At 70.3% G+C, this 20101-nt stretch carries 12 protein-coding genes and 2 pseudogenes; 9 read left to right on the top strand and 5 right to left on the bottom strand.

Annotated elements, in window-relative coordinates; translation table 11 throughout:
• Positions 1-116 precede the first annotated feature (116 nt).
• Complete coding sequence (locus GLX30_RS07930) at positions 117-1070, top strand: LysR family transcriptional regulator (RefSeq protein ID WP_159685307.1); 954 nt, start codon at positions 117-119, stop codon at positions 1068-1070.
• Here the strand turns inward: GLX30_RS07930 and treY are convergent.
• A pseudogene (gene treY / locus GLX30_RS07925) lies at positions 1021-3377 on the bottom strand (malto-oligosyltrehalose synthase). The gene GLX30_RS07930 and the pseudogene treY sit on opposite strands and share 50 nt — an antisense overlap.
• A 188-nt stretch (positions 3378-3565) precedes the next feature.
• Positions 3566-5689: a glycogen debranching protein GlgX gene (glgX, locus tag GLX30_RS07920; protein ID WP_159685305.1), complete on the bottom strand. Its 2124-nt coding sequence runs from the start codon at positions 5687-5689 to the stop codon at positions 3566-3568.
• Positions 5690-5885: 196 nt separating this feature from the next.
• On the opposite strand from glgX, the gene GLX30_RS07915 reads away from it, so the two are divergent.
• The 3 genes and pseudogenes from GLX30_RS07915 to GLX30_RS07905 all read left to right on the top strand — a co-directional run bounded on the left by GLX30_RS07915 (position 5886) and on the right by GLX30_RS07905 (position 8844).
• Positions 5886-6608, top strand: a complete 723-nt coding sequence (locus GLX30_RS07915; RefSeq protein WP_244258060.1) for a transporter substrate-binding domain-containing protein — start codon at positions 5886-5888, stop codon at positions 6606-6608.
• A gap of 189 nt (positions 6609-6797) precedes the next feature.
• Positions 6798-8032, top strand: a pseudogene (locus tag GLX30_RS07910) (SAV2148 family HEPN domain-containing protein).
• A gap of 89 nt (positions 8033-8121) precedes the next feature.
• On the top strand, positions 8122-8844 hold the full coding sequence (locus tag GLX30_RS07905) for a 3'-5' exonuclease (RefSeq protein ID WP_159685300.1): 723 nt from the start codon (positions 8122-8124) through the stop codon (positions 8842-8844).
• A gap of 37 nt (positions 8845-8881) precedes the next feature.
• On the opposite strand, the gene GLX30_RS07900 is transcribed toward GLX30_RS07905, so the two are convergent.
• Complete coding sequence (locus GLX30_RS07900; RefSeq protein WP_159685297.1) at positions 8882-9733, bottom strand: aminoglycoside phosphotransferase family protein; 852 nt, start codon at positions 9731-9733, stop codon at positions 8882-8884.
• A gap of 209 nt (positions 9734-9942) precedes the next feature.
• On the opposite strand from GLX30_RS07900, the gene GLX30_RS07895 reads away from it, so the two are divergent.
• Genes GLX30_RS07895 through GLX30_RS07885 form a run of 3 tightly spaced genes read left to right on the top strand, consistent with a single transcriptional unit; the run spans position 9943 to position 12952 of the window.
• Entirely contained in the window at positions 9943-10809 is an 867-nt protein-coding gene (locus tag GLX30_RS07895; protein ID WP_244258428.1) for a sugar ABC transporter permease, read from the top strand.
• Between the two features lie 5 nt (positions 10810-10814).
• On the top strand, positions 10815-11648 hold the full coding sequence (locus GLX30_RS07890) for a carbohydrate ABC transporter permease (RefSeq protein ID WP_159694918.1): 834 nt from the start codon (positions 10815-10817) through the stop codon (positions 11646-11648).
• The gene (locus tag GLX30_RS07885) at positions 11648-12952 is read left to right on the top strand and encodes an extracellular solute-binding protein (RefSeq protein ID WP_159685292.1); all 1305 of its coding nucleotides are present in this window, start codon (positions 11648-11650) and stop codon (positions 12950-12952) included. The genes GLX30_RS07890 and GLX30_RS07885 overlap by 1 nt, the downstream gene beginning before the upstream one ends.
• Positions 12953-13072: 120 nt before the next feature.
• Here the strand turns inward: GLX30_RS07885 and GLX30_RS07880 are convergent, their stop codons facing one another.
• On the bottom strand, positions 13073-14371 hold the full coding sequence (locus tag GLX30_RS07880) for an endo-1,4-beta-xylanase (RefSeq protein WP_159685290.1): 1299 nt from the start codon (positions 14369-14371) through the stop codon (positions 13073-13075).
• 437 nt (positions 14372-14808) lie between these two features.
• On the opposite strand from GLX30_RS07880, the gene mgt reads away from it, so the two are divergent.
• Positions 14809-16029, top strand: coding sequence for a macrolide-inactivating glycosyltransferase (gene mgt, locus GLX30_RS07875; protein WP_159685288.1), 1221 nt, complete (start codon positions 14809-14811; stop codon positions 16027-16029).
• 139 nt (positions 16030-16168) lie between these two features.
• Here mgt and GLX30_RS07870 read toward each other — a convergent pair whose 3' ends face one another.
• On the bottom strand, positions 16169-18436 hold the full coding sequence (locus tag GLX30_RS07870; protein WP_159685285.1) for an MMPL family transporter: 2268 nt from the start codon (positions 18434-18436) through the stop codon (positions 16169-16171).
• A gap of 454 nt (positions 18437-18890) precedes the next feature.
• Between GLX30_RS07870 and GLX30_RS07865 the strand changes: the two genes are divergently transcribed.
• Positions 18891-20090: a S8 family peptidase gene (locus GLX30_RS07865; RefSeq protein ID WP_159685282.1), complete on the top strand. Its 1200-nt coding sequence runs from the start codon at positions 18891-18893 to the stop codon at positions 20088-20090.
• Positions 20091-20101: the final 11 nt, after the last annotated feature.

Here is a 20101-nt window from a genome sequence, read left to right as displayed (position 1 = left end):
GTTCGGCCCTTGCCATGAGTCCAAGGCAATGTTCTTGTGACATCGATGCACAGCGTCTATGGGAGATGGCGGCGGCTGTGCGCGGTGCCCGTTTCGCAGTGTCCATGGAGGACGGCGTGAGCCTTCGGCAGATGGAGTACTTCCTCACCGTCGTCGAGGAGTCCTCCTTCACCCGCGCCGCCGAACTGCTGCACGTCACGCAGCCCGCGCTGTCGCACCAGATCAAGGCGCTCGAGCGGTCCGTCGGCGGAGAGCTGCTGGAACGGCTGCCGCGAGGAGTCCGGCTGACACAGATGGGCCGGGCCTACCTGCCGCACGCCGAACTCGCCGTCCGCAGCGCCGCCCAGGCGCGGCGCGCGGCCAGGGCGGCGGCCGGGGCGGAGGGCGGTGAACTGCACATCGCCGCGCTCCACGCCGTCGCCGTGGGCGTGCTTCCCGACCTGTTCGCCCGCTGGCGGCGCGAACACCCCGGCGTGGCGCTCGTCCTCCACGAATACGGCACGACCGAGGCCCTGGAGGAGCAGATCGAACGCGGCACCGCCGACCTGGCGGTGGGGCCGGCGCCACGGCACTGGCAGGGCCCGGTCGTCCCGTTCGACGAGGAGGAGATCGTCCTCGTCGTCCCCTTCGACGACGGCCTCGCGGGCCGCGCCTCCGTCCGTCTCGGGGAACTGGCGGACCACACATGGGTGCGCTGCGCGATGGAGCCGCAGGTGGAGGGCCTGCGGTTCCTCGACTGGGCCTGCGGAAAGGCCGGCTTCCGCCCCCGTACCGCGGTGTGGACGCAGCACACGTCCTCCGCGGTACGGATGGCGGCGGCCGGGGTGGGGGTCGCGGCAGCGCCGTTGCACGTGGTGCGCGGGGCGGTGGGGGAGGACTGCGCGGTCCTCCCCGCGGATCCGCCGTGGCGGCGGGCGCTGACGGTGTTCTCACGGGTGGAACCGACGGGTGCGGCCGCGGCGTTCGTCGACATGCTGACGGGCGGGCACGCTGCGGGGGCCGAGCCCGCGCGGCGGACCCCTACCGCACACCACCTTCCCGCACCAGCAGTGCCACCGGCCGGCGCGTGAACAGGTCGGAGACGCGGACACGGCCGCCCGTGAACTCTCGCTCCGGGGACAGGACATCCGCCCAGCGGCCCGCCGGCAGCGCCAGTTCCGTTTCCCGCCAGCCGCCCTCGCGTTCCAGCCGGAGCGACAGGCGCGTCACCGCCGTGACCACCTCGCCGGAGCGGCAGAACGCCACACAGTGGTCCGACGCCGGACCCACCGCGGTGAGCGGGGTGTACGTCGCGCAGGCGCCGAAGACCTCGGGCGCGGCGCGGCGCAGCCGCAGAGCCGCCGTGGTGAGGGCCTCCTTCTCCGCGTCGAGCCCGTCGGGGGGCGGACCGCCGAACTCCACCGGGCGGCGGTTGTCCGGGTCGACCAGCGCCAGGAACTCACGCTCGGAGCCCTGATAGACGTCCGGCACCCCCGGCATCGTCAGATGCAGCAGGGTCGCGCCGAGCACGTTCGCCCGCGCGTAGGGGGCCAGCTCGTGGACGAACCGGGCGACGGAGTGCTGCGCCTGTCCCGCCGGGCCCGTGTCGACGAACGCGGAGACCGCCTTCTCGTACGCCGCGTCCGGCTCCGTCCAACTGGTCCGGAGCCCCGCCTCCCGTACGGCCTTGAGCAGCGCCGTCTCCAGGCGGCCGGCGTCGGGCACGGTGAAGCCGACCGCCGTCTGCCACACCGCCCACGCAACCTGCGGGTCGGGCGCGCTGCCGCCGGGCAGTCCCTCCGCCTCCTCGGTGATCTGCGCCAGGAAGTCGGCCCAGCGCTCCGGGCATTCGGATAGCACCGCGATGCGCGCCCGGACGTCCGCGCTGCGCTTGGTGTCGTGCGTGGTCAGTACGGTGCCGGTCGCGGGCCGGTCGCGGGCGAGCCCCGCGCAGTAGGCGTGGAAGACCTCGGGAGCGACCGCAGGGGCACCGGGGTCGCCGCCGACCTCGTTCGCGGAGAGCAGCGGCCCGTACCGGTAGAACGCCTTGTCCTCGACGGACTTCGCCCGCAGCGCCGACGCGGTCTGGGCGAAGCGGGTGCGGAACGCCTCATGGTCCGGCCCGAGCCGAGGCGTCCGAGGGCCAGGTCCCGCACCACGTCCACGGCCGCCGCCTCCTCCGGCACGGTGAAGGTCTCTTTCGCGCCGGCCGCGGCCTCCTCGGTCAGCGCCTCCTCGTCCCCGGTCCCGTACGGGCGGTAGACGGGAACGCGGACGAGCAGTTCCTGGACAGCCTTCCGCAGCGCCCAGGGCGCGTGATCGCGCAGCCCGGGCCCGGCCGCGCACACCAGCCCGGCGAGACGGACGAGTATCGCCGTCTCCGCGGCCAGTTCACGGGTCACCACCTCGTACGCGGCGTGCCGCTGCGTCGCCTCCCAGTGGCCGCCGAGCTCCTCGGGCACCTCGGTGAACTGCCGGTGGACGGTCGCCAGTTCGGCCGCTCCGGCCGGATCGGTGAACAGGCCGTCGATCTGCCGCAGGGCGTCGTACCCGGTCGTCCCGGCGACGGCCCAGCCGGGCGGCAGCGGTTCGTCGCCGGTGAGGATCTTCTCCACGACGATCCAGCAGTCACCGCCGGTCGCCTCGTCGAGCCGGCGCAGATATCCTTCCGGGTCCGCGACCCCGTCCGGGTGGTCGACCCGCAGGCCGTCGACCACGCCGTCCCGCACCAGCTCCACGATCTTGGCGTGCGTCGCGTCGAACACCTCCGGGTCCTCGACGCGGACGCCTATCAGCTCGGAGACGGTGAAGAACCGGCGGTAGTTGAGCTCGGTGCGGGCCAGCCGCCACCAGCAGAGGCGGTACCACTGGGCGTCGAGCAGTTCGGCCGGCGGCAGGTGGCCGGTCGTCCCGCGCAGCGGGAAGCGCTGTTCGCCGTAGTGCAGCACGTCGCCCTCGACGTGCATCTTGTCCATCTCGTCGCCGACGCGCCCCGCGAGCACCGGGAGCAGGATCTTCCCCTCACCCGCCTCCCAGTCGATGTCGAACCAGCGCGCGAACGGCGACCTCGGTCCTTCGCGCAGCACCTCCCAGAGCGCCCGGTTGTGGCGCGGTACGGCGGCCATGTGGTTCGGGACGATGTCGAGGACGATCCCGAGGCCGTGGTCCCGGGCCGTACGCGACAGCTCCCGCAGGCCCGCCTCGCCGCCCAGCTCCTCGCGGATGCGGCTGTGGTCGACCACGTCGTAGCCGTGCGTCGACCCGGGCACCGCCTCCAGCACCGGCGACAGGTGCAGATGGGAGACGCCGAGCGCGGCTATGCGCGGCACGGCAGCGGCGGCGGCCGAGAACGGGAAACCGGGCTGGAGCTGGAGCCGGTACGTGGCGGTGGGCGTCATGCGAACATACGTACCCGGCCGGAGGGGTTCCTGCGCCCGTCCCCGGGGGCGGTGTAGGCCGATCGGGTGAATGGCGGACCTGTGCGGGCGTGCCGCCCGGCCGGCGTTCCTGCGGCGTGCCCGGCGCCGAGGGCGGGTGCGCCGGCGGCGGCACGGTGGTCGCGACCGCCCGCCGCCGTACCCCGTTCCTATGCGGGTCGTCGCAGCACCGTCATGCTCCGGCCGACCAGCCGCAGCTCGTCGCCTGCCGACACCATCGGTCCGTTGCCGGGCGGGACCCCCACCTTGCTGGCCGTGTCGACCACCACCTGCCACTCCTCGCCGTGGCTCACGGGCACCGTGAAGTCCAGCTCCTCCGCGCTCGCGTTGAACATCAGCAGGAACGAGTCGTCCGAGATCCGCTCGCCCCGCGGCCCCGGCTCGGAGATGGCGTGGCCGTTGAGGAAGACGGACAGCGCCTTGGCGTGCGCTGCCTGCCAGTCCCTGGCGACCATCTCGTCGCCCTGCGGGGTGAACCAGGCGATGTCGGTCAGCTCGTCGTGCGTCCCCTCCACCGGCCTGCCGTGGAAGAAGCGTCGCCGCCGGAAGACGGGGTGGTCGCGCCGCAGCCACACCATCGTCTTGGTGAAGGCCAGCAGCGACCCCTCCTCGTCCTCGCCCGGCTCCGGCCACTGGACCCAGGCGATCTCGTTGTCCTGGCAGTAGGCGTTGTTGTTGCCGCCCTGGGTGCGCCCGAACTCGTCGCCGTGGCTGAGCATCGGCACACCCTGCGACAGCATCAGCGTCGCGATGAAGTTGCGCATCTGCCGCTCGCGCAGCTCCAGCACACCCTCGTCGTCGGTCTCGCCCTCGGCGCCGCAGTTCCACGACCGGTTGTGGCTCTCGCCGTCGCGGTTGTTCTCGCCGTTGGCCTCGTTGTGCTTGTCGTTGTAGGAGACCAGGTCGTGCAGGGTGAAGCCGTCGTGGCAGGTGGTGAAGTTGATCGAGGCCAGCGGACGCCGGCCGTCGTCCTGGTACAGGTCGGAGGAGCCGGTCAGCCGCGACGCGAATTCGGCGAGCGTACGCGGCTCGCCCCGCCACAGGTCGCGCACGCAGTCGCGGTACTTGCCGTTCCACTCGGTCCACAGCGGCGGGAAGTTGCCCACCTGGTAGCCGCCCTCGCCGACGTCCCACGGCTCCGCGATCAGCTTGACCTGGCTGACCACCGGGTCCTGCTGGACCAGGTCGAAGAACGACGACAGCCGGTCCACCTCGTGGAACTGGCGGGCGAGGGTCGCGGCGAGGTCGAAGCGGAAACCGTCGACGTGCATCTCGGTCACCCAGTAGCGCAGTGAATCCATGATCATCTGCAACACGTGGGGACTGCGCATCAGCAGCGAGTTCCCGGTGCCGGTGGTGTCCATGTAGTACCGGCGGTCGTCCTCCATGAGCCGGTAGTACGACTCGTTGTCCAAGCCGCGGAAGGAGAGCGTGGGGCCGAGATGGTTGCCCTCCGCGGTGTGGTTGTAGACCACGTCGAGGATGACTTCGATGCCCGCCTGGTGCAGGGCCCGCACGGCCTGCTTGAACTCGAGGACCTGTTCGCCGCGGTCTCCCCAGGAGGCGTAGGAGTTGTGGGGGGCGAAGAAGCCGATGGTGTTGTAGCCCCAGTAGTTGTTCAGCCCGGCGTCGACCAGCCGGTGGTCGTTGACGAACTGGTGCACCGGCATCAACTCCAGTGCGGTGACGCCCAGTTCCGTCAGATGGGAGATGACGGCGGGGTGGGCCAGCCCGGCGTAGGTGCCGCGGAGCTCGGGCGGCAGCTCGGGGTGGAGCATGGTCAGGCCCTTCACATGGGCCTCGTAGATCACCGTCCGGTGGTAGTCGGTGCGCGGCAGCCGGTCGTCACCCCAGTCGAAATAGGGGTTGACCACAACCGACGTCATGGTGTGCGGTGCGGAGTCGAGGTCGTTGCGCGAGTCGGGCCGGCCGAAGTGATAGCCGTAGACCGACTCGTTCCACTCGATGGAGCCGCTGATCGCACGCGCGTACGGATCGAGCAGTAGTTTCGCGGAGTTGCAGCGCTGCCCGCGCGCCGGCTCGTACGGGCCGTGGACCCGGAAGCCGTAGCGCTGGCCGGGCATGATGCCCGGGAGATACGCGTGCCGCACAAAGGCATCGGTCTCCCGCAGCTCGACGGCCGTCTCCGAACCGTCGTCGTGCAGCAGACACAGCTCGATCCGGTGTGCGGCCTCCGAGTGCACCGCGAAGTTCGTGCCGGCGCCGTCGTACGTCGCGCCGAGGGGATACGCCTGTCCCGGCCAGACCTGCATAGATTCGACTCTTCCATTTCTGATCCGGGTAATGGGAGCTACTCGGACAAGATCCTCCCGCAAAGTGGGGCAAGCTCCTAGGACTTCGTACCCTCCTACCGGGTGACCGCTCGGAACAAGGACCGAAAAGGGCGGGGAGATGAGCCGATCGAGGGCCCCGCCGGGCCCGGACGGCGGCGGGAATACACTCCGGCCCATGAAGACCGCGACTGCTGCCGTTGTCCAGGACCTCGCGCCGAGCGGCGTGCTCCGGGCCTCCATCAACCTGGGGAACCCGGTACTGGCCGGGGGCACGCCCGGCGAGCCGACCGGCGTCACCGTCGACATCTCGCGCGAGATCGGCTCCCGGCTCGGCGTACCCGTGGAACTGCTCTGCTTCGACGCGGCCCGGAAGTCGTACCAGGCGATGGCCGAGGGACACGCCGATCTCTGCTTCCTGGCCGTCGACCCCGCGCGTGAGGCCGAGGTCGCCTTCACCGCACCGTATGTACTCATCGAAGGTGTGTTCGCGGTGCCCGGCGACTCGGAGCTCACCACGGCCGACGACGTCGACCGGCCCGGCGTGCGGATCGGGGTGAAGGAGGGGTCCGCCTATGACCTCTTCCTCTCCCGCACCCTCCGGCACGCCAGCGTCGTGCGCGGGAGGGACGGGATCGACGAGTTCCGCGCCCAGGGCCTGGAGGCCGCCGCCGGAATCAGGCAGCCCATGACCGAATTCGTTGCCGCCCATCCCGGATTCCGGCTGGTCGACGGCAGGTTCATGGAGATCGGACAGGCCGTCGGCACCACCAGGACCCGCCGGCCGGAGACCGTTCGCTACCTCCACGACGTCGTCGAGGAGTTGAAGGCCGACGGCTTCGTCGCCGAGGCCCTGCGGCGCGCGGACCAGTCCGACGACCTGGTCGCTCCGCCCGGATAGGCACGGGTCTGTGAGGGGCCGGTGAGCGTCAACGCCATGAATTCCCTCACTCCGGGAAGCCGGCTCCGAAGGGAACCAGGCGCATTGTTACGAGAGTTGGGGAAACTCCCGACGGATCCGGCTGCACCTGCTCCCGCGGCCGGAGTAGGCTTCCTTGATCGTTCGAGGGGCAGGGAAGGCGGTGCGTGGGTGAGCTCGGGAGGGCTGGAGCTACCCCCCGGTGACACGGGTCACGAGGGGGAGACTCCGCCGAGGTCCCGCCAGGAGCGGTCTCCCTCGCGCGGCCGATGGAGATCGGGGCGGAACTGGACTGGGGCGCGGACGCCTGGAGTGAGGTACGCACACGTGCCCAGCGGGCCGGGCGCGCCTACATCTGGCTGAATCTGGTGGAACAGCGGCTGCGGGCGGTGGTGGCCGCCGTGCTGCGTCCCATCTACGAGCCGGTGCACGGCGACGACTGGGTCGTCGCCGCGGCCGGCCCGGCCGGCCAGGAATGGGTGCAGCGGGCCGTCGCGGTCCGGGAGGTCTCCCGCCGCAAGGGCTATCTGCTGGACCCGGCGGACGACAACGTCCTGTCCTTCCTCACGCTGCCGCAGCTGCGCGAGCTGATGGTCCAGCACTGGCCCTGCTTCGAGCCGTACTTCGACGACCGGCGCGATGTCGAGCTGGCGCTCGACGAGCTCGAGGTCGCCAGGAACGTCGTCTCCCGCAACCGCGCGCTCAACGAGGCCGTGCTCGCCCAGGCCGAGCGCGCCTCGTCCCGGCTGCTGGAGATACTCGGCAACGGCGCCGGAGTCCCCTCCGCGGAGCGGCTCCGCGTCGACGCGGTGGAGGACCTGGTCGGCGACCGGTACGCGGACGTCGTCTCCGTCCATCCCGACCGCGTCAGGCTCCAGCGCCAGCTGCCCGCGGAGGACCTCTTCGGTGGCGCGCGCCGCCTCGACGCGATCGGCATAGGACTGAACCTGCTGGTGCAGAACTTCTCCGGTCGACGGCTCGTCCGCCTGGCCGAGTCGGGGTGCCGGGTCCGGCTGCTCTTCCTGAACCCGGCGAGCAGCGCCGTCAAGCGCCGCGAGCGCGAACTCGGCCTGAAGAAGGGCGAGCTGAGCCGCACGGTGGAGATGAACATCCTCCATATGCGGCGCGTCAGGTCCCGGCTGCGGGACCCGGGCGCCTTCGAGATCCAGGTCTTCGACGAGACCCCCCGCTTCACCGCCTACCTCGTCGACGGCGACGGGCCGGACGGCCTCGCCGTCGTCCAGTCCTACCTCCGCAGGGCCCGGGGCATGGAGGCCCCGGTGCTGGTGCTGCGGGGCGGCGGACGTTCGGTGGTGCGCGCCGGTCAGGACAGCGAGACGGGGCTTTTCCAGACATACCGCGAGGAGTTCGAGTCGGTCTGGACCGATTCGCGCCCGGTGTCCTGAGTGCCCGGTCCGAACCGGCTGTCAGTGGCCCGTGCGAGAGTGGTCGTCAACTGGGGGAGCAACACCGCACCACACAGAAGGGGGCACCCATGTCCTGGCACCGCGAGCTGCTCGTCGGCTTCGATCTGGAGACGACGGGGACCGATCCGCTCGACGCGCGCATCGTCACCGCGGCCGTCGTCGAGCTGCGGGCCGGCGAGCCGGTGCGGAGCCACGGCTGGATGGCCGACCCGGGGATAAGTATCCCGGCGCAGGCGTCCGCGATCCACGGCATCAGCAACGAGCGGGCGTCGGCGGAGGGCCGGCCCGCGCGCGAGGTGGTCGACGAGATCGCCGGCACACTGACCGCCCACTGGCGGCAGGGCGTCCCGGTCGTCGCGTACAATGCCGCCTTCGATCTGACGCTGCTGGCCGCCGAGTTGCAGCGGCACGGCCTGCCCTCGCTCGGTGAGCGGCTGGACGGCCGCCCGATCGGCCCCGTCGTCGATCCGTACACGATCGACCGGGCGGTCGACCGCTACCGCAAGGGCAAGCGCACCCTCGAAGCGGTCTGCGTCGAATACGGCGTGGTACTCGGCAGTGCGCACCACGCCGACGCCGACGCCCGCGCCGCGGTCCTGGTGGCCTGCGCGATAGCCGAGCGGCACGCCACGGTGGCCTCCCTCACCGTGGCGGAGCTGCACGAGCGGCAGATCGACTGGTACGCGGAGTGGGCGGTCGGCTTCCAGAGCTTCCTGCGCCGCAAGGGCACCGCCGACGCGGTGATCGACACCTCCTGGCCGATGCGGGAGCCGGCGCGGGCCGTCGGCTAGATCCTTTCCGGGCCCGAGAGGATCGCCAGGCCAACGCCTAGAAGGGGTACCAGCGCACCCCGGGGTCGTCGTCGCGCAGGGAGGCCACCCGGCGGCGGAATTCGGCCAGTGCCCTGGGGTTGGCCGGGGCGTGCTGGGCGACCCAGGCGCAGCTGGCCGTCTCACGGGCGCCGCGCAGGACGGCGCAGCCGTCCCACTCCCGCACGTCCCAGCCGTAGGTGCCGGTGAACGCGTCGTACGCCTCGGCGGGCAGGCCGTAGCGGTCGCGGGACAGGGCCATGACCACCAGGTCGTGTTCCCGCAGGTCCGACGAGACGGTCTCGAGGTCGACCAGGACCGGGCCGTCCGGGCCCACAAGGACGTTGCGGGGGAGCGCGTCGCCGTGGATCGGGCCCGGCGTGAGGTGCGGGGTGAGACCGGCCGCGGCGGCTTCGAAACCGTCGCGGCGCTCCCGCAGGTAGGCGGCGTCGGCCGGATCGATCGCGTCGCCCGCCAGCCGCAGCCAGCGTTCGACACCGCCGAGCAGCTCCCGGCGGGGCAGCGCGAAGGGAGGGGCGGGGAGCGTGTGGAAGAGGCGCAGCAGTTCCGCGAGGTCGGCCGGCCCCGCCGGCCGTACGGCGTCGGGAAGCCGGTGCCACACCGTCACCGGGTGGCCGTCCACCAGCCTCGCCACCGGCTCGGCGGCCCGTACCGCCGGCACCCCGGCGCTCTGAAGCCAGTCGGCGACCGCGAGTTCCCGCTCGGCCCGCGGCAGCGTCTCGGCGTCCCGGCCGACCTTCACCACGGTCCGGTCCGCCGCGAACACGGCGTTCTCGCCGAGCGCCAGCAGGGCCGCGTCCGCCGGGAAACCGGCTGCCGTCAGTACCTCGCGTGCCCGTGTCTCGTCCATCGTCCTCTCCCAGCACCGTCGTGAATCCGACAAAGTCTCGCATCCGTGCAGGTCGCCTTGACGAACCGACGGCCCGTCAGCACGATGGCGAGGGCCGCCGGGGCGGCCGGACGATCCATGACCAGCCGCCCGAAGGAGTCGCCTACGTGATATCGACGACCGCAACGGCGCGGTCCGGGAGGAAGGCGGCCCGGAGCACCGGGAGCACGGTGGACCACGGGGCCTGGTTCCTCGTCCTGCCCGCGCTGATACCCATCCTGGTGCTGAGCGTGGGGCCGCTTCTCTACGGCATCTCGCTGGCCTTCACCGACGCCCAGGCCGGGCGCACCGAACCCACCGAGTGGATCGGCACCCTCAACTTCCAGGACCTGCTCCACGACACACTCTTCTGGGAGTCGTTCAGGATCGGTCTGCTGTGGGCGGTCGGCGTGACCGTCCCGCAGTTCCTGCTCGCGCTCGGCCTCGCCCTGCTGCTCGACCAGCGGCTGCGGCTGCGCTGGCTCGCCCGGGCGCTGGCGATCGTCCCGTGGGCGATGCCCGAGGTCGTGGTCGGCATCATGTGGCGGCTCGTCTACAACCCGGACGCGGGCATCCTCAACGAGACCCTCCGGGACCTGGGCCTGGGCGGCGGACAGGACTGGCTCACCGGCCTCGCCACCGCCCTGCCGGCGGTCGTGGTCGTCGGGATCTGGGCCGGAATGCCGCAGACCACCGTCGCCCTGCTCGCCGGACTGCAGAACACCCCGCACGAACTGCACGAGGCGGCCGCCCTCGACGGCGCGGGCGCCTGGCGCCGGTTCCGCACCGTCACCTGGCCGGCGATCAGACCGGTCGCGCTCGCCGTCACCGCCCTCAACTTCATCTGGAACTTCAACGCCTTCGCGCTGGTGTACGTGCTCACGAGCGGCGGGCCGGGCGGCCGGACCCGGCTGCCCATGCTGTTCGCCTACGAACAGGCCTTCCGCTACGGCCAGTTCGGGTACGCGGCGGCGATGGGCTGCGTCATGGTCGCACTCATCTCGGTGATGCTCGCCTTCTACCTGGTGGGCCGGCTCAAGGGAGGAGAGGACGCATGACGGCTCTGCGTACCGGCAGGGCGGGACGCGCCGGACAGTACGCCGCGCTCCTCGGCTATCTGGTCTTCCTCGCCTTCCCGTTCCTGTGGCTGATCTCCACGGCCTTCAAGCCGCCGCGGGAGCTCGGGTCGCTGCACCCCACCTGGATACCGGCGGACCCGACCCTGGCGAACTTCCGGCAGGCATTCGACGAGCAGCCGCTGCTCCGGGCCGCCGGCAACAGTTTGGTCGCGGCCCTCACCGCCGCGCTGATCGCCGTGTTGATCGCGACCCCCATGGCGTACGCGATGGCCCGCCGCCGCGGCAGGCTCACGACGGCGGCGACGAGCTGGGTCGTGGTCAGTCAGGCCTTCCCGTTCGTCCTGGTGATCATTCCGCTCTTCCTGGTCCTGAAGAGCCTCCAGCTGATCAACACCCTGTCCGGCCTGATCATGGTGTACGTCGTCTGGTCGCTGCCGTTCGCGTTGTGGATGCTCGTCGGCTATGTACGGGCGGTACCACGCGAGTTGGAGGAGGCGGCGGCGGTCGACGGCGCGGGACGGCTCCGAACGCTGGTGTCGGTCACCGCGCCGCTGCTGGCGCCGGGCATCGTCGCCACCGCGCTGTTCGCGTTCATCACCGCCTGGAACGAGTTCTTCTTCGCGCTCGTCCTGCTCAAGACGCCGGAGAAGCAGACCCTGCCGGTCGTGCTGACCCACTTCCTCGGCGCGGAGGGTGTCGCCGACCTGGGGCCGCTCGCCGCGGCCGCGTTCCTCGCGACGATCCCCTCGCTCGTCATCTTCGCGATCATCCAGAAACGGATCACGGGCGGCATGCTGGCCGGGGCGGTGAAGAGCTGATGGGCACACGGAAACCACGGGGCCGGCTGCTCGCGGCCGCCGCCGCACTCGCCCTGCTGATGACGGGCTGCTCGAACGGCGCTGCCCGCGACGACGGCACGATCAGGCTCCGCTTCCAGTCGCTGGCCTGGCAGAAGGAGTCCGTCGACGCCAACAAGGAACTGGTCGAGGAGTGGAACGCCGCCCACCCCGACGTCCAGGTCGAGTACGTCCAGGGCAGCTGGGACAGCGTCCACGACCAGCTGCTCACCTCCTTCGAGGGCGGTGAGGCGCCCGACATCATCCATGACGCCTCCGACGACCTCGCCGACTTCGCCTACGGGGGCTATCTCGCGGACCTGACCGAGCTGCTGCCGGAGCGCCTGCGGGCGGACATCCCGCGGCAGAGCTGGGAGACGACGACATTCGGCGGCGGCGTGTACGGCGTCCCGTTCCTCCAGGAACCTCGGGTGCTGATCGCCAACGCCGAGATCCTCGAATCGTCCGGGGCCCGGGTTCCCACGGCCGAGAAACCGTGGAGCTGGGAGGAGTTCCGTCAGGTCACCAAGGACCTGACGAAGAAGATGGGCAAGGGGAGGTACGCCGTCGCCTGGCCGCTCAAGGAGCCCGTCTCCGTGACGCTCAACCTGGGCCTGTCCGCGGGCGGCCGGCTGTTCCACCGGGGGCAGGACGGCAAGGTCACCATCGACTTCAGGGACGGTGACGGCGTCGTGCCCGGCACGATCCACGACCAGGTCGCCGTCGACCGAAGCGCCTCACGCAGCACGCTGGGCATGGGCGGGTCGGACACCCTGCCCGGCTTCTTCGGCGGCAAGTACGCGATGGTGCCGCTGGGCTTCTCGTACCGGCAGCAGATCGTCCAGCAGGCGCCGGAAGGATTCAGGTGGACGGTCCTGCCCGCGCCCGCCGGGCCGGGCGGGCCCGCCCAGGGAGTCAGCCCGCAGACGCTCTCCGTCGCGCAGGACAGCGCGCACAAGAAGGAAGCGGCGCAGTTCATCGACTTCATGCTGCGCCCGCAGAACATGGTGCGGCTGGCCAAGGGCGACTGGATGCTGCCGACGGGCACCCAGGCCCTTGGGGACCCGTCCCTGCACACGGAGAAGGACGGCTGGGCGACCGGCGCGGATCTCGCCCGGCATCTGCGGTCGGCCCCGGCCCAGTCGGTGCGCGGCTACCCGGAGTGGAAGGACAAGGTGGCGACGCCTGCGTACCAGGAGTTCTACAGCGGTGCGATCGACGAGCAGGAGCTGAAGGAGCGGCTGGTGAAGGACGGCAATCTGGTGCTGGCCAGGTATCAGCGCTGAGGCCGTGGCCCTGACGGTGCTCCGGCACACGGCTCCGGCCGGCACGCGCGGTCACGGCGCGGACGGCGCGGCGACCGGTAGGTGGTCGCCGCGCCGGTCGGGGGCGGTGCGGGAAGAGGGTCAGGAGGCGGTGCAGGCGCCCAGGGCGGGCGCGTTCCAGTTGCCGTTGGTCATGACGGTGAAGCCGAAGCTCGTGGAGCTGCCGGCCGCCAGGTTGCCGTTGCCGTTCGGCCGCATGGTCATCACGTTGCCGCTGCTGTCCCAGGTCGGGCTGCCGTTCCAGGTGGTCACGATGTCCTGGGCTGAGGCGACGGTGACGTTCACGGACCAGTTGGTGATCGGCGTGCTCCCGGCCGTCACCGTGACCTGACCGTTGAAGCGGTCGCCCCAGGCGGCCGTCCGCTGGTAGGAGACCGAGCAGGTGGCTCCACCGGGAGTGCCGGGATCAGGAGTGCCTCCGGAGCCGCCGAGAGCGGCCAGAACCGAGTGGTACGCCGGCTTCTTGGTGTAGTTGCCGTCGAAGAGCAGCGGGGTGCCGCTCGCGCGCCACGAGTACTTGTCGGTGATGCCCCACACCGTGATGCCGGTACAGCGGGTGACGGCCAGACAGGCGTTGACGGCGCGGCTGTAGCTGTCGGCCTGCGAGGAACCGGAGCCCTCGATGTCCAGCTCGGTTATCTGCACGTCGACGCCGAGGTCGGCGAAGCGCTTGAGGTTGGCCTGGTAGTCACCGGGCACCGGGGAGGCGCTGTTGAAGTGGGACTGGAAGCCGACGCAGTCGATCGGGACACCGCGCTGCTTGAAGTCCTTGACCATGTTGTAGACGGCATTGCTCTTCGCGTTCTGGCCGTCGGTGTTGTAGTCGTTGTAGCAGAGCTTCGCCGCGGGATCGGCGGTGCGGGCCGTGCGGAAGGCCTCCTCGATGAAGCCGTTGCCCAGCTTGTCCTGGAAGGGCGAGCTGCGCCGGGCGCCGCTGCTGCCGTCCTGGAACGCCTCGTTCACCACGTCCCAGGAGTGGATCTTGCCGCGGTAGTGCTGCATCACCTGGGTGATGTGGTTGTTCATCGCGGAACGCAGCTCGGTCGCGTTCAGCGAGCCCACCCAGCTCGGCAGTTGGGAGTGCCAGACCAGCGTGTGGCCGCGGACCTTCATGTTCCGGCTCTGGGCGTGGCTGACGATCTGGTCGGCGGGGCCGTAGCTGAAGGAGTTGCGGGACTTCTCCAGGGCGTCCCATTTCATTTCGTTCTCCGGCGTCACCGAGTTGAACTCGGTGTTCAGGGTGGAGACGTAGGGCGATTCACCCAGGTGGTTGGCGGCCACGGCCGTGCCGAAGTACCGGCCCTTCTCCGCCGCGGAGGCGCCGAGCGTGCCGGCGGCGTACGCGGTGCCCTCCATGGCGACGGTTCCGGCGGCTGCCATGACGGCTGCTGCTCCCGTCACAAGTGCCGTGCGGGCACGTCGGCGTGCGGATCTGCTGATCACTGCGACCTCTTCTGCCAGAGACCGGGCGGCGAACGGGACTGCCGCCCGGGCAAGGTGGATGGACCTGTCGTGGTGCCTTACGTCCGCCTCGAGGCTCTGATTCCGCCTCGGCGGGAGGTGCGATCGCTGGAGAGTATGCGAGGGTCCTGATGTGCCGTCAACAGAAAATTTCTCGAAACTTCTCGAAACATTTGGCTGGCTCAAAAAGCCTGTTGGGGCCTCTGAGGTGCATTGATGCTGGCCATTGCAGATAAAAGGGCATGCAGGGGTGGCTGAATCGTATGCATTCGGAACTAGCCGGTGCTTGTCTATTCGAATGTTTCGGAATTCATTCCGGTTGCACGAGACGTCTCGTCTCGCCTACCGTGGACCGCATGACCGAACCCCAGCGTGCTCACATCGGCATGTTCTCCATCGCGGCCCCCGGGCATGTGAACCCGAGCCTGGACGTGATCCGGGAACTCGTCGCCCGCGGCCACCGCGTCAGCTACGCGATTCCGGAGTCGTTCGCCGACCGGATCGCGGAAACGGGGGCGAAGCCCGTCGTCTACCGCTCCACTCTTCCCACCGAGGAGGAGCCCGAGGCCTGGGGCACCGAACTGATCGACAACATCGAGCCCTTCCTGAACGACGCCCTCCAGGTGCTGCCGCAGCTCGCCGAGGCGTTCGCGGGTGACGAGCCGGATCTCGTCCTCCACGACATCACCTCCTACCCGGCGATCGTCCTCGCCCACCGCTGGGGTGTGCCCGCCGTCTCCCTCTCGCCCAACCTCGTCGCCTGGGAGGGCTACGAGGAAGAGGTCGCCGAACCGATGACCGCAGAACTCAGGGCGTCCGAGCGCGGCAAGGCGTACTACGCGCGCTTCACCGACTGGCTCGCGGAGAACGGGATCACCACGCACCCCGACCGGTTCGTCGGCCGGCCGCGCCGCAGCATCGTCCTCATCCCGCGGGCGCTCCAGCCGAACGCCGACCGCGTGGACGAGTCGGTGTACTCCTTCGTGGGCGCGTGCCAGGGCGACCGTGCGAGCCAGGGGGAGTGGAAGCGCCCCGCGGACGCGGAGAAGGTCCTCCTCGTCTCCCTCGGCTCGTCCTTCACCAAGCAGCCCGCCTTCTACCGCGAGTGCGTGAAGGCCTTCGGGGACCTGCCCGGCTGGCACATGGTGCTCCAGATCGGCCGGTACGTGGCGGCGTCCGAACTCGGCGAGCTGCCGGGCAACGTGGAAGTCCACTCATGGGTACCGCAGTTGTCGGTGCTGCGGCAGGCTGACGCGTTCATCACGCACGCCGGGGCGGGCGGCAGCCAGGAGGGCCTGGCCACCGGCACCCCGATGGTGGCGGTGCCGCAGGCGGTCGACCAGTTCGGCAACGCCGACATGCTGGTGGGACTCGGAGTGGCGCGCCGCGTCGCGACGGAGGCGCCGGCGGCGGAGTTGCGCGAGGCGGTGCTGTCGCTGACCTCCGACCCGGAGGTCGCGGCGCGGCTCACGTCGATCCGCGCGGAGATGGCGGTGGAGGGGGGCACGCGACGAGCGGCGGACCTGATCGAGGCGGAGCTGCGCGGGGCCGACTCCGTCGGTCCGCCCGGCGATTGAGGGCACCGCCGAAGGCGGTACGGGGTCCGGGGCTTGCCCGGTTCGGGGAGTGGAAGTCCCCCTACGGCCGCCCGGGCCGAAGGGGGAGGGTGGGGGACAAGGCGCCCGCCGTAGCGACACGCACCCGCCCCCGCCCACCTCAGACGTGGACCGGGTCCACCCCCCGCGCGTCGTCCGCCCGCTCCCGTTCAGGCGTCGGCGGCTCGTCGTGGGTCATGTCCGGAAGCCAGCGGAGCCACTTCGGGAAGTACCAGTTCCGCTCACCCAGCAGCGCCATGATCGCGGGCAGCAGCACCCCGCGGATGACCGTCGCGTCGATCAGCACCGCCGCCGCGAGGCCCACGCCCATCTGCTTCATCGACTGCATGGACAGCGTTCCGAAGATCGCGAAGACCGCGACCATGATGACCGCCGCGCTCGTCACCACGCCCGCCGTCGTCACCACGCCGTGCGTGATCGCCTCGCGGGTGTCGCGGCCCTTGGCCCTCGCCTCGCGGATCCGTGACACCACGAAGACGTGGTAGTCCATCGAGAGCCCGAACAGGATCACGAACAGGAACAGCGGCAGCCACGCGATGATCGCGCCGACGCCTTCCGCGCCGACCAGCGACGCGCCCCAGCCGTGCTGGAAGACGGCGGTCAGGATGCCGTACGCCGCGCCCACCGACAGCAGGTTGAGGACGATCGAGGTGACAGCGATCGTCAGGGAGCGGAACGACAGCAGCATCAGGACGAAGGCGAAGAGGACGACGAAGGCGAACACGGGCGCGACCGCCCCGGTCAGCTGGTCGTTGAAGTCCTTCGAGCCGGCGACCTGTCCGGTGATCGGAGCCTCGACGCCGTCGACCTTGCCGAGGGTCGCGGGCCGTACCTCGTCCCGCAGCTTCTCGAGGCTCTTCTCCGCCCGGTCCTGGTCGGATCCGCCGACCAGGGGGACGGACACGAAGGCGACGTTCTGCGCCTTGTGGGTGACGACTTCCACCGGTCCCTCGGACGCCCCGGAGCTCACGGCCTGCTCCTGGAATCCGGCGATGGCCTGCCGCACCTGCACGGAGTCGATGTCGTCCGCCTTGACGACGACCTGCGCCGGGTCGGCGCCGCCCGGGAACGCCTCGTTGATCCGCTCGTACGTCGCCACGATCGGCACCGAGTCACCGAACTCCTGGTCCAGGGTGAAGTTCTGAGTCTTCATACCGAGGGCGGGGAGGGCGATGGCGACCAGCGCTCCGGCGGCGACGATCAGGGACACCAGCGGCCGTTCGAGCACACCGCCGAGCACCCGGCTCCACACCCGGCTCTCACCGCTGTGTGGACCGGCGGCCCGCTTGCGGCGGTTGAGGAAGGGCAGCCGGCCCTTCTCCACCCGCTCGCCGAGCAGGGAGAGCAGCGCGGGCAGGACGGTGACCGAGCCGATCATCGCCACCGCCACCACGATCAGCGAGGCGAGTCCCATCGACTCGAACTCCCCGATGCCGGTGAAGAGCATGCCCGCCATGGCCACGCACACCGTCACACCCGACACGACGACGGCGCGGCCGCTGGTGGCCGCCGCGATCATGATGGCGGTGCGGCCGTCGCGGCCCGCGGCCCGCTCCTCGCGTTCGCGCCGCAGATAGAACAGGCAGTAGTCGACGCCGACGGCGAGACCGACGAGGAGCATCACGGAGTTGGCCGTCTCGCTCATCGGCATCACATGGCTGACGACGCCCATCAGGCCCATCGTCGCCATGATCGCGGTGATGGCGAGCAGCACCGGCAGCAGTGCGGCGGCCAGCGCCCCGAAGGCGATCAACAGGATGCCCAGCGCGACGGGCACGGCGGAGAACTCGGCCCGCCGGAAGTCGTCGCCGAACGCCTCGTCGAACGTCTTGCCCATGCTGGCGCCGCCGAGTTCCTCGACCCGAAGGTCCGGGTGCCGGTCCTGGACGTCCGCGACGGCCTTCAGTACGGGGTCGATCCGCTCGCTCGCGGTCTCCGGGTCGCCCCGCACGTCGAACTGCACCAGGGCGCTGCGGCCGTCCCTCGAGATGCTCTTCGTCTCGTAGGGCGACGTCACGGCCGTGACCTCATGCGTTCCCTCGACGGCCCGTACGACGTCGTCGACGGCCTTGCGGAACTCGGGGTCGACCGCCTTGACGGACCTGCTCCTGGCCTGGACGAGCACGCTCTCCGAGGCAGGCTCCTCGATGCCGGCCTGCTCGGTGATGCGTGCGGCCTGCGTGGTCTCGCCGGACAGCTGTTCGCTGTCCTTGAGTTCGACGGTGCCCGCGGCCGAGCCCGCCACCATGGCGAGCAGCACGAACAGAATCCAGATCCCCACGGCGGCCCAGCGGTGCCGGGCGCTCCAGCCGCCTGCCCGTGCGGCGATACCGCGCGGACCACTTCCTGTTCTCCCCATGACAGGCATGTCCCCTCGTTGTGCGAGTGCGTTCGTCCGGTGAATGTGTGAGCGCATGTGTAAATGGCGTGCGGGAATGCCCATATCCGTGATCTGCGCGTGAGGCAGGTGTGTGTGGAATCTGCGCGAAGGCCCGGCGCCCACCTCGAAGCTATGGGCGTCTTCAGGTCGTCTCGTCCTGCCGGGCGGTGACTTGCGGCGCGTGCTCCCTCCTCCTCCAGGACGGTGCGCATCCCTGACGAGATCGATGGAAGCCCCTTACAACTAAGGCACTTTGAAGGCCCGGTCCGACTTGGGACGGCATGGCCGATTTCTTATTACGAAACCTTGTTGACTGAGTCACAGCTGCATGAAGGTCTTGATCTGGGCGCGTCAATCGGTCAGGGTTTCGAGCCAGCCCCCGGAGATCTTCCGTCCGTGGGGCGATCCCCCCACAAAATTGATGACGAGGAGACCCCTCTTCATGGCAACTCACAAGCGCGCGAGCAGGATGAAGCTCACCGCCGCCATAACCGCCGTGGCAGCCGCAGCAGGCGTCACGCTTCTCAACACGTCCTTCGCCGGGGCGGCCGCTCCGGCCGAAGGCAAGATCTACGGTGCGAACGCCGAAGGCGCCGTCGCGGGCAGCTACATCGTCATGCTGGACGAGAAGACCGACAAGAAGGGTCTGGCCAAGGAGTACGGCGGCAAGCTGCAGCGCAACTACAGCTCCGCCATCAACGGCTTCTCCGCCAGCGGTCTGACCGAGACGGAGGCCAAGCGCCTCGCCGCCGACCCGGCCGTCGCCAAGGTCGTGCAGAACAAGAAGTTCAGCATCAACGCCACCCAGGACAACCCGCCGTCCTGGGGTCTCGACCGGGTGGACCAGGCCGACACGGCCGGGGACAGCAAGTACACCTACCCGGACAGCGCCGGTGAAGGCGTGACGGCGTACGTCATCGACACCGGGGTCCGGATCTCCCACAAGGACTTCGAAGGCCGCGCCACCCACGGCTTCGACGCCGTGGACAACGACGACTCCGCCGACGACGGCAACGGCCACGGCACGCACGTGGCGGGCACCATCGCCGGCGCGGCGCACGGTGTCGCCAAGAAGGCGAAGATCGTCGCCGTCCGGGTGCTCGACGACAACGGCTCCGGCACCACCGAGCAGGTCGTCGCGGGCATCGACTGGGTCACCCAGAACCACCAGGGCCCGTCCGTCGCCAACATGAGCCTCGGCGGCGGCGCCGACGAGGCCCTCGACGAGGCGGTCCGCAAGGCCATCGCCGCCGGTGTCACCTTCGGCGTCGCGGCCGGCAACGAGTCCTCGGACGCGGCCCAGGGCTCGCCGTCGCGGGTGAAGGAGGCCATCACGGTCGCCTCCTCCACCAAGGAGGACGCCCAGTCGGACTTCTCCAACTTCGGTGAGATCGTGGACATCTACGCCCCCGGCTCCGACATCACCTCGTCGTGGAACGACAGCGACGAGGGCACCAAGAGCATCTCCGGCACGTCGATGGCGACCCCGCACGTCGTCGGTGCCGCGGCGGTCTACCTCGCGGGCCACCAGGACGCGACCCCGGAGCAGGTCGCCACGGCGCTCACCGAGGGCGCCACGGCGGACAAGATCACCAACCCGAGCGCGGGAACGCCGAACAAGCTGCTGAAGGTCGTCGAGTGACCGACGGCCCA

This window comes from Streptomyces sp. Tu 2975 (genome assembly GCF_009832925.1).
Classification (GTDB): Bacteria; Actinomycetota; Actinomycetes; order Streptomycetales; family Streptomycetaceae; genus Streptomyces.
Note: the sequence above shows the minus strand (reverse complement) of the source record. Positions and strands in the feature narration are given on the sequence as shown.

Coding starts and splice junctions, on each gene's coding strand:
- GLX30_RS07915 (WP_244258060.1), top strand. CDS start 5,886: ATGAAGACCGCGACTGCTGCCGTTGTCCAGGACCTCGCGCCGAGCGGC.
- GLX30_RS07865 (WP_159685282.1), top strand. CDS start 18,891: ATGGCAACTCACAAGCGCGCGAGCAGGATGAAGCTCACCGCCGCCATA.
- GLX30_RS07880 (WP_159685290.1), bottom strand. CDS start 14,371: ATGGCAGCCGCCGGAACCGTCGCCATGGAGGGCACCGCGTACGCCGCC.
- GLX30_RS07905 (WP_159685300.1), top strand. CDS start 8,122: ATGTCCTGGCACCGCGAGCTGCTCGTCGGCTTCGATCTGGAGACGACG.
- GLX30_RS07885 (WP_159685292.1), top strand. CDS start 11,648: ATGGGCACACGGAAACCACGGGGCCGGCTGCTCGCGGCCGCCGCCGCA.
- glgX (WP_159685305.1), bottom strand. CDS start 5,689: ATGCAGGTCTGGCCGGGACAGGCGTATCCCCTCGGCGCGACGTACGAC.
- mgt (WP_159685288.1), top strand. CDS start 14,809: ATGACCGAACCCCAGCGTGCTCACATCGGCATGTTCTCCATCGCGGCC.
- GLX30_RS07870 (WP_159685285.1), bottom strand. CDS start 18,436: ATGCCTGTCATGGGGAGAACAGGAAGTGGTCCGCGCGGTATCGCCGCA.
- GLX30_RS07900 (WP_159685297.1), bottom strand. CDS start 9,733: ATGGACGAGACACGGGCACGCGAGGTACTGACGGCAGCCGGTTTCCCG.